Raw genomic sequence first — 13,608 nt, 5'->3', positions numbered from 1 at the left:
GTAATCCGGCAGATCGTCGTGCCCGGGGATGTTTATCAGCGCGTTGGTTTTTCGTAGCGCAGGCTTAAGTTTGCTCTATTGTTCTGGCGGTAACGGCTGTGACCAGCTCCTCCACCCGATCTCGCCGGGTCTAAACTCTGTCGGAGCCCGGCGTGTCGAGGGAGTATTGGGGGCGTTTCTTCTAGCTCACAGCAACATGAGAGACGCGCTGTCTGTGGGTATAAGAGCTAGGCAATCGAATCAATATCCAGGTAGCAAGGGGCTCCCACGGTGTGGCCACCCGTTATCGCCGCTATCGCCCGGTCATCGTCGTAGGCTGGTGGGGGGGACATTGCCAGCTGTTCCTGAGTTGTATTCTCCGGATGAGCTTTCCAACGAGGCAAATCGCCCTCAATCAGTTCGGGCAGTCCAGCGAATAAACCATACACATGGGACTCGGTGACAGGCTCGCCACGTAAAATGTCCAGTCGCGTCCGCGTTGTGCCTATGTTCTCGATTTCTTGTTGAAGGGCGGCCTTCGTCGCTGCTTGACTATCGACATATCTGTCGGGGCTCGCCGCCAGGCGTCTCTCCAAAGTGAGCAATTGCCGCTGGACGTTCTTTAACGCCCCATCCACCAGTTCAAATTCATTGTCAGTAACTAATGTGCGATTGAATTCTTGAGCTTCCTGCCAGCGGCGTAGGCTGGCCCAGCAGTTTGGAATGTAGCTGAGGACCATTTTGTGGTCGGCATTATCAACAATTTGTCGTAGGAATGAACCGCGATCCGGCAGGCCGTCGGTTGCCTTCAGCGCTTTGGCACAGCCGTGGTCATTGATAGTGCTGCAACCTGGCATCCAGAGGATCGAGGACTTTTTGCCAGCTCCAAAGTTGACCGGCATAAAGTGTCGCAGAGTACCGTGGTGGGTATAAGGCTCACCGGTAATGTTGATCATGCCCAACGCAAACCATGACACCCCGACAGGCGGACTGATCACCGTAACGACACCCTGTGCGATGTACTCTCGCTTGGTGGACGTGTCCATCCATGTCGACGGAACGCTTGGCACCGGATCGTTGTGGTTGACGGTGCGGTGGTGAATCAGGGGCGAAGCCCCCTCAACGAAGACTTTGTCACCAGCCCGTGGGGAACCGTAGGTGTAAAGCACAATGTCAGCTGCATATCGTTTATTACGTCGCAGCATTTCAGACACTATCAGGGCAATCGCCCCGCCCAGGCTGTGCCCGGTGATGACCAGCTTTTGCCCGTTGTAAAACTTATCCAGGTAACGGTCTACAAAATCATAGGCCACCTTAGCTGCACCATAAAATCCGCTATGCACTTTGCCAGGCCATTCGCCAAAGGGCACTTGAGTGGCATCCATGTCGCGCAGGGCATCCGCCCCACCGGCGGTGCCCCGGATCGAGATCAAAATCAGCGTATCGTGGTGGGTGATGAAGGCTTGGGTATCGGTGCCATCGTCAAATGCGCTGTCATCAAAGCAGTGAATGCTGGCCGGATTTTCCTGTTTTTCACCTAGGCTTGGGCTATTAACTTCCGAGTACAGCTCTGGGTCGAAGGGCACCATTTCCAGGCGTTTGGAGTACGGCACCTCTTCATACAGAGGGTAATAGGCTTTGCTCCCCGCCTGCGCTGCATCCACCTGCCAAAGCTCGTCAAATTTTGAAAGAGCGTCACCAAACCAATTGCCAATGCTCGGTTGCAAGGGAAAGCTCACGCTGTCGTTTTCTACCGGGAGTGAGGTGGGCTGCTGTCCAAAGTCGCTGTAACTCAGAGTCGACATCAGCGCCAGTTGGTAGAGGTTGAGTGCACAGAAATCGTTGCTAGGCGATAGCATTGGGCGCAAGGCGCGTAGCGGACGCACCTCCAGCACGGTGTGCCGGTTCGGCATGAGGGCGACGCCTAGCGGTGTGCGTGCAGGCGGTGCATTCCCCAGCTCCGCCATAGCCGAATCATACGGCGTGACGTCCACGTTCTTTCCACCATCAATGAAGCCAGTCTGCTGGGTCTTGGGGTTTTTGACCTGAGTTTTTTGCCGAAACAACGAAAACACATGGGTATTGGGTGGAAAATGGCGCTGCACTATGGGGGGAAGATGCGCCGAATGGTCCACCAGTTCGCGCACTTCAACCTGGTAAAAGGTAATAGCCTCGCCCTGTGCCGGATTGGCTTCTGTGCGGGCGCCCGACTTATTAAAAAAACGGGTTTTTTCGGCCCGTACTTGCAGTTCGGTGATGGGCAGCGGGTAGTGTGGTCTTTCTCGCAAAAACGTATAAGCCTTTTCGCTTCCCTGGTATGGCTGATTAAGTTTGAGCACCACCGGGCCGCAATAATGGTTATCCACCTTGCCGGATCCGGACGCATCTAGTTTGCCGGTGTAGCTGACATTCTCGTAATCGGTGACCTCGTAGGCCAAACCGGCATAGGGTTTGCCGTCACCCAATTCATCCACCAATTGAAAACTGGTCGAGTGCCCACGTAACGGGCAGGTATGAATACGACCGTCAAAGGACGGCTTGTCACCGTCTTTCAGGGGAACAACGCTCATGGAGTTACCTCCTTGTTTTCGGTGCAGCCGGGATAAATGGTGCAGATTCGTTCATCCACCATTTTAAAAGTGCTGAAGTCTTTGTAATTGCCATAGCAAAATGCATATTGGTCTTCAAAATTGTCGCCCATACATCTCTTCCAGCCACCGGGCACCTTGACCCAGGTGTCGCCGATAGCGGGCTTTTCCTCATCGGCCAGCTTGATCTTCAACTTCACGGTTTTGCCCGGCAACTGATCGAGGGTATACGCGGCAAACGGACGACCTTTGGTGACATTGCCCTGGGCATCGGTGTTTTTGCAGTCAAGAATTTTGGTGATGTAGCGCTTAGGGCCAATCGTGCGGAACAACCACTGGCACTGACCCGAAAACTGGCTTTCTCCGGCTGCGTTGAAGGTGCCCTTGTCGCGGGAGTCGAGGTAATCCTTCACTACGATAAGCCCCGAATCTCCGCCGAAATCACCTCGGTCCTTACCGTAACTCGCGTTAATGTCGAGTTGGATTTTGTCCAGCACCAACTCGCACCCTTTGCGGGTGCGGTGTATTTCGATCTGCGTATCAGGCTTATATTCGGTTCGCCACTCACGGTTGAACTGCGGTTTCAGGTTGTCACGTTTGCCCAAGTCGCAGGACTGACCGGGGACCGGCACGTAAGTCACGGACGCGACATAAGCAAAGTTCGGTGGCAGGTCAGCGGTAAAAGTAAAGGTGTCGGACTTGCCGGTGGCTGAGCAGCCGACGGTCATGGCCATGCAACTGCCAAGGATCAAACTGTGAATGACACGTTTCATACGGAGGCATCTCCCTGCCAATACAGCGTTTCCTGATAAACCCGGTCAAAGTGCATCGTCGGGGTTTCGTTTGGCTGGGGTAGCCAGCTTTTTGGTGGGGCGTAGTCCGGCGCCTGCAAGCTTTGCGTCAGCAAAAAATGAATGCTGTCCGGTTCCTGCCAACCCCAGGTGTGCGCCAGGTCGAACTGGCCGCGTAGCCAAGTATCAATGTCCTGCTCCTGTGCCAGGCTGAGCAAGTTGTCGGTGTGCTCGCGGATAAGGTAACGCCGCGTGTTGTCGAACTGTACGCCCTTGAATGTGGCTTCGGGCATAGGGGTATGACACCAGGCGGGGTCTGTTGGCAGAGGGTACTGACTGGGCGCGGGGTTGTCAGTGATCGTCCATTGCTCAACCTGCCAATAACAGACGCTGGCCATCGATCCCAGATACTCTGGACGCTGTTCAGATTGCAGGTAAGCCAGCGCACGTGCCAATACGCGGTTATCGTGGAAACGATAGACGGCTTGGTGGGGGCGCTCACCCGTCACCAGACGCTCTCGCCAATGGGCGCTCAGCACGTCGAGATCAGTGTTTTCAGCGCTGGCCAGCCAACCCCAGTTGCGCTCTGGCGACGAGAGCAACGTCCGGAGCGCCGGGATATCAAACGAATCGAGCTCAAACAGGTACGGTCCGTTTTTCGCCAGCGACTCAGCTGGAGTACCAATGTACAGGTTGCGGTAGCGCTGAGTTCCCAGCTCGCTGACCAACGTATTGCGTTCATCTTGCTGCCCGAGGGAATCCAGCACCAAGTAAAAGCGCCGCCCTGTCGCGGACTGTTCGTGTATCCATTGCTCCAACGTGCTCATGCGTTGTCTCCAATACTGCACAGGCCATCGCGACAAGCCTCGCAGAGCGGGCAGTAGTCAGTCGCTTTTTGTTGGGTCTCTAAAACGAGAGATTGCGGACTGAGGATGATGGTGGGCAGCTCACTGGCCAGCGCCTCTGTTGCTTGTAGTGGCGCTATACCGGGCACCGGCGCACCACCCAACACAATGGGTACGCTGCTGAAGATGCCACCGGCACTGATCACTATGTGTTGACCTCCGGCTGAAAGCGTCAGGGTTGCACCGGCATTGATCACCACGTTGGTGGCGGTGACATGGGCCTGCGAGCCAGCCTTGATCACCAGTGTCCCATCCGCCGTGGTGCTGCTGTTGCCGGTGATGGAGATCAGTTCGTTGCCGCCAATCACGGTGTTGCGTTGACCGTCGGTGGTGTGGGTTTCATCGCCCTTGATCAGGCTGGTGCTGTTGCGCCCGACCTGCTCAGCGCGGTCATTGTCGATCTGGCTGGTGCTGTCGTTGCGGATTAGTTGTTCGAAGTCACGCTCGGCGCGCAGGTAGACTTTTTCCTGACCAGCGCGGTCCTCGATCATCAGCTCGTTAAAACCACCTGAACTGGGCGAGCTGTGGCTGCGCAACACGGTCCTGGTCTTGTTCGCCGGCAAGGGATATGGCGTGGGGGTAACCTTATTCACCACGCACCCGGTAATTAGCGGCAGGTCGGGGTTGCCTTCTAAATAGGTCACCACCACTTCCATACCGATCCGCGGGATGGTCACTGCACCAAAGTTTTCTCCCGCCCAACTGGACGACACTCGCAGCCAGCAACTGCTCTTGTCGCTGTTGAGTTCAGCGCGGTCCCAGGGCAGCTCGACGCGGACTCGCCCAAAATCGTCGCAGAAGATTTCTTCGCCCACAGGTCCCGTTACACGAGCAGTCTGGCTCACCAACACTGTCTTACGCGTGACAAGCGGCGGACGGTAGAACACATCCCAGGGAATCGCGCTGAAGCTGTTGCGGTAACCTTGGGTAAACCCGTCTTCGGGTTTAACGTCGCTGGTGATTGATTCCTCCAGTGACTGAGGTTGCTTGCCCGCATGCGTCACGCTGAGCAACAGCCACAACTCGTTACACGCTTTGCGAGGGTGCTCGGTCAGAGTAAAGAAGTGGCCACTGCGCAGGATCGGCTGGTCGCTTTTACCCTCCGCCAACTGGTAGTCGCTACGGTGTCGCTCCAGGGCTTGCCGGGCCAGCTGTTTGCCGAGCTTTTCATTTTCGATCAGCAACGGATAGCGATAATCCTCCAGCGCAGGAGTGGCCTCGACCGCCATTCGACTTTCCAGCAGCAGGCTTGGGCGTTGTAAATCATAGCCCCGGCGCGTGGCCGTGCTGGTACGGGTGCTGAAGCGCATGGAGAACTGGCTGACGACCGGATGATCCGCCGCCAGTCCAGCGCCTTGCTGATAGGGCGTGTCCCCCAGCTTGGGGAAATAGGTCTGATCGTCGGTGAATACGAGCAGGTGGCCATCCTGGCTGTGTTGGTGGTGCCACGAAACACCATCTTCACTGCATAACCTCTGGATGAACTCGAAGTCGTTTTCACCGTATTGAGTGCAGTATTCGCGCTCTGGGCTGGTGCTGACATGAAAGGCGTACGCATCAGCCTGAAGACCATGCCCCTGGAGCACCTGGGCCACTATCTGCGGCACCGTCAGGTGCTGGAAAATCCGCTGGTTGTGGCTGAACTGCAAGTAATGCAGCGCCGGCACCAAGGTCAGGTGATAACGGGTCAGGCGTTTACCCGCTTCCCCCACGAAAACATCTTCGATACGCCCATGTATACCTTCGCCATTCAGGCCAAACTGGAGAAAAGCCGACTGGCTGAGCAAGCTCTCCAGATCGAAATCAGGGTACTCGCTGACCAGTTCAACATGGATAGCGTACAAGCTGCTGATAGCTTCAGAGCCGTGAAAGGCCAGTACCTTGAAGTCGTTACGAACAGAGGGAATCAGTAACGTGAAGTGCGCAGCATTGGCCGGCGCAAACATACGCTTATCCTTAAGCTGAGAGAGGAGGCAAAACGCGATGTCCAGGCCATACCTAGCCTAAACAAGCTCAAATTTCCAAGCACGCTAACAAGGCTGCAGAAAAATTGATGTAGGAAACGTTCTAAAATGTTTCAGAAATTTCCAAATATTCAGAATGTTTTTTCTGTGAACGACAGGGACAGTGAAAATGATGCTGAGTTCATTTCTGTGCGCTTTACATATGGTCGAAGTGAAAGTCCATTTTCCAGTTTTAAAACCCGGTGCCCGGCATTTACCTGTTTCTTAATGAAGAGTCGAAATCCTTCGACTCTCTCCAATCCGGATCCGATCAAGCGCCCGGTTTAGTGCGTCCAACGCATCAAGGAGGGCCTTCGCCTCAGCTTCCCGGCCATCACCCCAAAGGCGTTCTGCCATTTTGTTCAGGGCCTGGATGGAGCGCTCAATTTCAGCCGCAGTCGCTGCTTTGCTTTCCAGCTGTTTCTTCAGCATTGAGTAACCTTTCTGCAGGGCAGTACTTGCCTTCAGTTGCTAGCTCAGAGTATCGGCCACCAGAACACAGACGAACAGCCTCGGTCGTGGGCATCGGCACCGCATCGATCTGCTGTTAGTCCAGTCCCCAGCATGGGGCGCCGGGGGACGAGTGTCCGAATCACTCCATCCCGCCCCTATAATTCAAAAGGGTCGCGAGATTTTATCTCGCGACCCTTTTTATTTGTCTCGGTTTTGACGCCTTGGTTATTGATGCAATCAGCGTCGATCCAACCAAACCGTCTGCGCATTACAAAACTCCCGCACCCCAAAATGCGACAGCTCCCGGCCAAAACCACTCTTCTTCACACCACCAAACGTGACACGTGGGTCCGTCGCGCAGTAGCCATTGATGAACACGCCACCGGTTTCCAGTTCACCAGCCATCTGCTCCGCAAGCTGAACATTACCTGTGTAGATAGTTGAAGCGAGTCCGAATTCGCTGTCATTGGCCAACTCCAGCGCATGGGCGGCATCGCGTGCGGTGATGATGGAGGCCACCGGGCCAAACAGTTCCTGTTTGAATGAGGTCATCTGGTCGGTGACGTCAGCGAAGACGGTGGGCTCGTAAAAGTTGCCGGGGCCTTCAGCTTTCTTGCCACCCATCAGCAATGTCGCGCCTTCTTCCAGGGTGTCGCGAACTTGACGATCCAATTCCAGCACACACTTTTTCAAGGCCGCACCGGCCTGTGCGCCAATGGCAATGCCGGCCCGGACGCTGCCGGTGAGTGTCACCGCTGCGATGCGTGGATCGGCGATTGCCGTGGAGACGCCGTCCGGCGTGACATTGATGACCTCGAAAACGCTTTCGGGAAAGTCAGCGTGTTTGAAGGCATCCCGCAACAGATAGGCGCAGCCCATCACGTTGGGTGCATGTTTGAGGACGTAGGTGTTGCCAGCGACCAGCGCTGGAACGGCGCCGCGCAGGACTTGCCAGATCGGGAAGTTCCACGGCATCACGGCGAGAATCGGGCCGAGCGGGCGATATTCAATGCGTGCCTTGCCACCCTCGACCATCGTCGGTTCGGCGCTCAGCATGGCAGGGTCAGGACTCTTCGCGATAGCGCCCCGGGGTCATGCCGAACCAGCGCAGGCAGGCTTTATGAAAGCTGCTCTGATCGCGAAAACCCAGCAACGCGCCGATGTACTTTACGCTGCGCACCGAGTTGCGCAGGAAGTTGTGCGCGAGCATCAGCCGCGCCTCGTCCTGTAGCGCGGAGAAGTGCATGTCTTCATTGCTCAGGCGCCGTTGCAGGCTGCGCGCGCTGACCCCGACCACCTGGGCGATTTTGTCGAGGTCGCTGGGCACGCCTTGGGCCAAGCGTTCGGACAGCACCCGCCGAACCCGCGCGGTCATCGAGTCGTTGAGCAGCACGTTCAAACGCGCGCGAGCGTATTCGACATGCAAGACATCCAGTGCCGGATCGGCGGTGGGCAAGGCAATCGAGCAGTCGTCGATGCTGAACGTCAGGCTGTTGTACGGCGCGTCGAACAGCAGGTTGTTGCCCAGCAAGCGTTCCAGTCGGGTGGTGTCTGCGGGTTCGGGGTAGGTAAAGGTCGCTGCCAGGGGCTGGGGTTTGTGCTTGGGCAACAGCCAGTGGACCAGCCCCAGGGTTTGCGCGGCACCAGCGTCGATGAACGGGCGGGGCGTCAGCGACGGCTCCATGCTGATGTCGAAACCGATCAGCCTCAGCGCCCGGGGTTTGCGTTCCAGGCACATGCAAAAGCCGTTGCTGATCAGTGAATGATAGTCCACCAGACGTTGCAGGGCAGTGCCCAGCGTGGCACAGGACATCACTGCATAACCGAGCACCTCCAGATTGGCCGGGTGCGCCCGGGTATAGGCCAGCAGGCCGATGTCCGGATTGCCGGTACGCTTTGCCGCTTCTGCCATCACCTTATAGACCAGCTCCAGCCCGACTCCCTTGGGGTTTGCAAAGACCTCCTCGCTGCTGTCGAACTGCTTGAGCAAGGCTTCTACGTTTGCACCTCCGTCGGTCAAGACATCGGCAAGCACCCGAAAACTGGCGCTAGTCATTCTGTGCATGGTTCTTCCTGGGCTGATAGCTAAGTGATATCGCGCGAGCGGCGCATGATCGCAATAAACAAATGACCACAGTCGATTAACGGGACAACCACGTTTCCGAGGACAAACGAAAGGTATCCGGGAACACTTCCTGACGCAGTGAGGCGGGGGGATTATGGCCGGCAGTCAACCCTTGCAGTCGCAGGAGCGCCGCTCGGCCTGGTCACACTCAACCGGCGGCAGGCCGCTGCTTTGTCCACGGATGTGTCATGCACAGAGTCAGAAACTTTTACAGTGAGTTGGCACTCGGCCGGTTGGTGCTGGCGTTTCAGCCGGTGGTCTGGTTGCCCGACAGTAATCGGGTGCTGTACCAGGAAGGGCTGTTGCGGCATATCGATGCGCTGGGAGACGGGGTCTATCCCTTTGCGATGCTGGAGAAACACCAACTGATGCGTGAGCTCGACCGCAGTGTGGTGCATGGCGTGATCGACAGCTTGCTGCTGGACGAGCACCTGCGACTGGGCTGCAACATCTCTGCGCAAAGTGCCATCGTCGACCACTACTGGCAGGAGATCTTCGCGCAGTTGCGTGATGCCCCCTCGGTGGCCGCGCGGCTGGTGATTGAAATCACCGAAAGCGCCACACCGCCCAGCACCTTGGCGGCGATCGAGTTCGTTCTGTGCTTGCGTGAACTTGGCTGCCGGGTGGCCATCGACGACTTTGGCGCGGGTCTGGGCACCCTGGAATTCATTCGCCAGACCCGGCCGGACATCGTCAAGATTGATCAGGGTTACATCCAGCGTGCACGCCTGGAAACCAACAACGCCCAGACCCTTGGCCACCTGGTGCAGCTGTGCAAGACCCTGGCGCCGTGCGTGATCATCGAAGGGATTGAGTCCGAAGCCGACCGCGCTCTTGCCACCGCCTGCGGCAGCGAGTGGGGGCAAGGTTATCTATTCGGTCGTCCGCAGATTGATGCGTTGGGCGCGCGCTGCCTGCTGCAACCCATATTGTTGTAGAAGCGGTCCGGGGCAGTCTGGCGCTTACGACGATTGACCGCTGGTGCTTTACCGTACATGCGAAAAAACATATATTCGGGGAAACGCATATAAGCTGACGCTCCACTGTGACGCAAAGCCCAAACCCCGAGAACCGAAATGGCTGCCCCTCTGACGCCGACCACTGTTTTCAAATGCCTGGCTGACGACAACCGGGTCCGCATTATGCTGCTCATCGCCCGTGAGGGAGAGCTGTGCGTCTGCGAGCTGACCTGTGCGTTGAATGAGAGCCAGCCCAAAATCTCCCGGCACCTGGCACAGTTGCGCACAGGCGGATTGCTGGCGGACCGTCGGCAAGGCCAGTGGGTTTACTACCGGCTGCACCCGAATCTTCCTGACTGGGTGCATCAGGTGCTGACCGTGGTGCTCGAAGCCAACAAGCACTGGCTGAGCCCGGATGCCAAACGCCTTGAACAAATGGGCGACCGTCCTGAACGGGCAGCGGCTTGCTGCCCGGCTTGATGATTTCCAAAGCACCCTCCCTGACAACAGCAACAGAGCACCTCAACATGACTATCAAAGTGGGCATCAATGGTTTTGGCCGCATCGGTCGCCTCGCCCTGCGCGCCGCGTGGCGCTGGCCGGAGTTTGAGTTCGTGCAGATCAACGACCCGGCAGGCGACGCGGCGACGCATGCGCACTTGCTGAACTTCGACTCGGTGCATGGCCGTTGGAATGATCAGGCAAGCGCCGAGGGTGACTGCATTGTCATCGACGGCAAACGCATCAAGGTCACCGCCAACAAGGCGATTGCCGATACCGATTGGTCGGGCTGCGATCTGGTGATCGAAGCCAGCGGCAAGATGAAGACCGTCGCGGTGCTTCAGGCTTATCTGGACCAGGGCGTCAAGCGCGTGGTGGTCAGCGCTCCGGTGAAAGAAGAGGGCGCGCTGAACATCGTCATGGGCGTCAACCATCAGCTGTTCAAACCGGCCGTACATCGCATCGTCACCGCGGCTTCGTGCACCACCAACTGTCTGGCGCCGGTGGTTAAGGTGATCCATGAAAAACTGGGCATTCGCCACGGTTCGATCACCACCATCCACGACCTGACCAACACACAAAGCATCCTCGATCAGCCGCACAAGGATCTGCGCCGTGCGCGGGCTTCGGGCATGAGCCTGATCCCGACCAGCACCGGCTCGGCCACCGCCATCGCCGAAATTTTCCCGGAGCTGCGCGGGCGTCTGAACGGTCACGCCGTACGCGTGCCGTTGGCCAATGCTTCGCTGACTGATTGCGTGTTCGAGGTCGAGCGCGTCACCACGGTTGGCGAAGTGAATCAGTTCCTCAAGGATGCGTCCGAGAACGAACTCAAAGACATCCTCGGTTTCGAGGAGCGTCCACTGGTGTCCATCGACTACCGCACCGACCCGCGCTCCTCGATCATCGATGCGCTGTCGACCCTGGTCATCAACGGCACCCAGATCAAACTCTATGCCTGGTACGACAATGAATGGGCTTACGCAAACCGCACCGTCGAATTGGCCAGAATGGTTGGCCTGGCTGTTTAAGGAGCGTTGATGAAAGCCTTGTCAGCCCTCGCGCCGCCAGTGCGGCAGTACCTGCTCGTGACGGGCAATTACTGGGCCTTCACCCTCACCGACGGTGCCTTGCGCATGTTGGTGGTGCTGCACTTTCACGCGTTGGGCTACAGCCCGCTGCACATCGCGGCGTTGTTCCTGTTCTACGAACTCTTTGGCGTGATCACCAATCTGGTGGGCGGTTATCTTGGTGCGCGTCTGGGGCTGAACCGAACCATGAACATCGGGCTGGGGATGCAGGTTGTGGCGCTGTTGATGCTGACAGTGCCAGTGGCCTGGCTGACGATCCCTTGGGTGATGGGGGCTCAGGCGCTGTCGGGGATCGCCAAAGACCTGAACAAGATGAGCGCCAAAAGCTCGATCAAACTGCTGGTGCCCGACGGGCAACAGGGCAAGCTTTATCAATGGATAGCCGTCCTCACCGGCTCGAAGAATGCCCTCAAGGGTGTCGGTTTCTTTCTCGGTGGGGCATTGCTCGCCCTGATCGGCTTCAGAGGGGCGTTGCTGGCCATGGCCGCTGTTCTTTCGCTGATCTGGTTCAGTAGCGTGATCCTGTTAAAAAGGGATCTGGGCAAGGCGAAAGCCAAACCAAGGTTTCGCGACATCCTCTCCAAGAGCCGTGCCATCAACATCTTGTCGGCAGCACGAATGTTCCTGTTCGGTGCCCGCGATGTCTGGTTTGTGGTGGCTTTACCGGTGTACTTGAGCAGTGTCTTTGGCTGGGATTTCTGGAAGGTCGGTGGATTCCTGGCGGCCTGGGTGATTGGCTACGGCATCGTGCAATCGTTCGCGCCACGGATTACCGGCAAGCAACGAGGACATGTCCCAGATGGCCGCGCTGCGTTTGTTTGGGCGCTTGCTTTGGCAGGCTTTCCCGCGGCAATCGCTCTGGGGCTGAACACCGGGTTATCGCAACAATGGGTGCTGTTGGGCGGATTGATGATTTTTGGTGCGCTGTTCGCGGTGAACTCCTCTCTGCACAGCTACCTGATCGTGTCCTACGCCAAGGAAGACGGCGTGTCGCTGGACGTGGGCTTTTACTACATGTCCAACGCCATGGGACGACTGATCGGCACCGTGCTCTCTGGCTGGGTTTTTCAGGTCTTCGGGCTGGGAGCGTGTTTATGGATATCCAGCGCATTTGTTATATTCGCGGCACTGATTTCCATTAGGTTGCCGAGGCATTCCAAAGTGATCTAAATCGCTCTGGAGGCGCTGTTTCACGCGTTTTACTCGTCATAGTGCAACTTTCATTTCTATTTATTTTGGCGCTCCTGACATTTTTCAGGCGCCAAATATTTGCAGTTTTTTATATGGATCGAAAAGCGATTGCGCTTAGTACAATTAATTCATACGCACTATTGCAATCTAAGCCATACATTACCAACCCGTTCAGGCATCAAGGAAAACTACAACAATCTCATCACTAAAAAACTGACACGACAAAAACTAAAATCTCCTTATAAGTCGGTGAACATCATGATTAAAGTCATGGCCTACTTTTTAATAGGAGCTGTTCTTGCAGGATGCAACGGTATGGTAAAACCCGACTTGTCGGGACCTGCCAATGATTCATATTTCTCAGTCTTCTCAGGCTTTCCCTTGCCCTATCTGTACACGGCCTCGGCCGTGCAATGGAACGAGGACTACGCCGTCACCACCCGCCACACCCCGCTCATCCGCAACGTGAAATACAGCTGCAGCACCGGCTGCGACCTGGTCTTCATCAAGCACAAGGCCGACGGCCATTATCCGTCATGGCGCGCACCGCGCGTGGGTGAGCACATCACTGCCGTGGGAACGAGTCCGTATATGACAACGGTCAGCGGGCAAGGCAAGGTGTATCCGGCGCCTTTCATCAACAGTGATGAAGGCAGCGGAGAACGCTATGCCATCCATGATGCCCCGATGATCAAGGGGATGTCGGGTGGGCCCGTCATCGCCAGTGACGGCAACATTGTCGGTGTTAATGTCGGTTTTTTCTCCACCACACTTCACGATGTGAGTTTTCACCCTGGGTTAAAGGGCGCGGAGCGGATCAGCATCTTTATCCCGTACTCGATCATTCAGCGTGAGTGGCGGCTGATGCAGGTACAGCTTAATGATCCGCACGGCGCGAAATATGCGCAGAAGTAGCGTCGGGTCATCACCGAATCCGGATCATCGGATTCGGTGCGAGGTGGCACGTCAATCACTCGCTTATTCAATCCTGGCGTATATTGATAGTGTCGATCCAGGTCGTT

Annotated in this window: 11 protein-coding genes and 1 pseudogene; 5 read left to right on the top strand and 7 right to left on the bottom strand. The window is 56.7% G+C overall.

The genetic code is table 11. The features are described 5' to 3' along the window. Positions 1-227 precede the first annotated feature (227 nt). The 7 genes and pseudogenes from LOY38_RS19435 to LOY38_RS19405 form a co-directional block, all read right to left on the bottom strand. Positions 228-2,549, bottom strand: a complete 2,322-nt coding sequence (locus LOY38_RS19435) for a lipase family protein (protein WP_258696636.1) — start codon at positions 2,547-2,549, stop codon at positions 228-230. Continuing rightward, complete coding sequence (locus LOY38_RS19430) at positions 2,546-3,340, bottom strand: hypothetical protein (protein WP_258696635.1); 795 nt, start codon at positions 3,338-3,340, stop codon at positions 2,546-2,548. The genes LOY38_RS19435 and LOY38_RS19430 overlap by 4 nt, the downstream gene beginning before the upstream one ends. After that, the gene (locus LOY38_RS19425; RefSeq protein WP_258696634.1) at positions 3,337-4,185 is read right to left on the bottom strand and encodes a DUF4123 domain-containing protein; all 849 of its coding nucleotides are present in this window, start codon (positions 4,183-4,185) and stop codon (positions 3,337-3,339) included. The genes LOY38_RS19430 and LOY38_RS19425 overlap by 4 nt, the downstream gene beginning before the upstream one ends. Beyond that, positions 4,182-6,209 (bottom strand): type VI secretion system tip protein VgrG, encoded by a 2,028-nt coding sequence (gene tssI, locus LOY38_RS19420; protein WP_258696633.1) that lies wholly within the window; start codon positions 6,207-6,209, stop codon positions 4,182-4,184. Before tssI ends, LOY38_RS19425 begins: the two co-directional genes overlap by 4 nt. A 282-nt stretch (positions 6,210-6,491) precedes the next feature. Further along, positions 6,492-6,698 (bottom strand): hypothetical protein, encoded by a 207-nt coding sequence (locus tag LOY38_RS19415; protein WP_258696632.1) that lies wholly within the window; start codon positions 6,696-6,698, stop codon positions 6,492-6,494. A 258-nt stretch (positions 6,699-6,956) separates the two neighbouring features. After that, positions 6,957-7,781 (bottom strand): annotated as a pseudogene (locus LOY38_RS19410) (aldehyde dehydrogenase family protein); the annotation flags it as partial. A 1-nt stretch (position 7,782) separates the two neighbouring features. Beyond that, positions 7,783-8,784, bottom strand: coding sequence for an AraC family transcriptional regulator (locus tag LOY38_RS19405; RefSeq protein WP_258696631.1), 1,002 nt, complete (start codon positions 8,782-8,784; stop codon positions 7,783-7,785). 248 nt (positions 8,785-9,032) lie between these two features. On the opposite strand from LOY38_RS19405, the gene LOY38_RS19400 reads away from it, so the two are divergent. From LOY38_RS19400 to LOY38_RS19380, 5 genes are all read left to right on the top strand, one after another. Beyond that, the gene (locus LOY38_RS19400; RefSeq protein WP_258696630.1) at positions 9,033-9,782 is read left to right on the top strand and encodes an EAL domain-containing protein; all 750 of its coding nucleotides are present in this window, start codon (positions 9,033-9,035) and stop codon (positions 9,780-9,782) included. Positions 9,783-9,920: 138 nt separating this feature from the next. Then, on the top strand, positions 9,921-10,283 hold the full coding sequence (locus LOY38_RS19395) for a metalloregulator ArsR/SmtB family transcription factor (protein ID WP_258696629.1): 363 nt from the start codon (positions 9,921-9,923) through the stop codon (positions 10,281-10,283). A gap of 47 nt (positions 10,284-10,330) precedes the next feature. Then, positions 10,331-11,335 carry an ArsJ-associated glyceraldehyde-3-phosphate dehydrogenase gene (locus tag LOY38_RS19390; protein ID WP_258696628.1) on the top strand — a complete coding sequence of 335 codons (1,005 nt, stop codon included), beginning with the start codon at positions 10,331-10,333 and terminating at the stop codon, positions 11,333-11,335. Between the two features lie 9 nt (positions 11,336-11,344). Next, positions 11,345-12,565 carry an organoarsenical effux MFS transporter ArsJ gene (arsJ, locus tag LOY38_RS19385; protein ID WP_258696627.1) on the top strand — a complete coding sequence of 407 codons (1,221 nt, stop codon included), beginning with the start codon at positions 11,345-11,347 and terminating at the stop codon, positions 12,563-12,565. A 336-nt stretch (positions 12,566-12,901) separates the two neighbouring features. After that, positions 12,902-13,501, top strand: coding sequence for a serine protease (locus LOY38_RS19380; protein WP_258700759.1), 600 nt, complete (start codon positions 12,902-12,904; stop codon positions 13,499-13,501). Positions 13,502-13,608: the final 107 nt, after the last annotated feature.

Source organism: Pseudomonas sp. B21-015, assembly GCF_024749285.1.
Classification (GTDB): domain Bacteria; phylum Pseudomonadota; class Gammaproteobacteria; order Pseudomonadales; family Pseudomonadaceae; genus Aquipseudomonas.
This window is presented reverse-complemented; position numbering and strand designations above follow the sequence as displayed.

Bases quoted from the DNA above. Each gene is read 5' to 3' on its own strand.
- LOY38_RS19435 (WP_258696636.1), bottom strand. From the start codon at position 2,549: ATGAGCGTTGTTCCCCTGAAAGACGGTGACAAGCCGTCCTTTGACGGT.
- LOY38_RS19430 (WP_258696635.1), bottom strand. From the start codon at position 3,340: ATGAAACGTGTCATTCACAGTTTGATCCTTGGCAGTTGCATGGCCATG.
- LOY38_RS19425 (WP_258696634.1), bottom strand. From the start codon at position 4,185: ATGAGCACGTTGGAGCAATGGATACACGAACAGTCCGCGACAGGGCGG.
- tssI (WP_258696633.1), bottom strand. From the start codon at position 6,209: ATGTTTGCGCCGGCCAATGCTGCGCACTTCACGTTACTGATTCCCTCT.
- LOY38_RS19415 (WP_258696632.1), bottom strand. From the start codon at position 6,698: ATGCTGAAGAAACAGCTGGAAAGCAAAGCAGCGACTGCGGCTGAAATT.
- LOY38_RS19405 (WP_258696631.1), bottom strand. From the start codon at position 8,784: ATGCACAGAATGACTAGCGCCAGTTTTCGGGTGCTTGCCGATGTCTTG.
- LOY38_RS19400 (WP_258696630.1), top strand. From the start codon at position 9,033: ATGCACAGAGTCAGAAACTTTTACAGTGAGTTGGCACTCGGCCGGTTG.
- LOY38_RS19395 (WP_258696629.1), top strand. From the start codon at position 9,921: ATGGCTGCCCCTCTGACGCCGACCACTGTTTTCAAATGCCTGGCTGAC.
- LOY38_RS19390 (WP_258696628.1), top strand. From the start codon at position 10,331: ATGACTATCAAAGTGGGCATCAATGGTTTTGGCCGCATCGGTCGCCTC.
- arsJ (WP_258696627.1), top strand. From the start codon at position 11,345: ATGAAAGCCTTGTCAGCCCTCGCGCCGCCAGTGCGGCAGTACCTGCTC.
- LOY38_RS19380 (WP_258700759.1), top strand. From the start codon at position 12,902: ATGGTAAAACCCGACTTGTCGGGACCTGCCAATGATTCATATTTCTCA.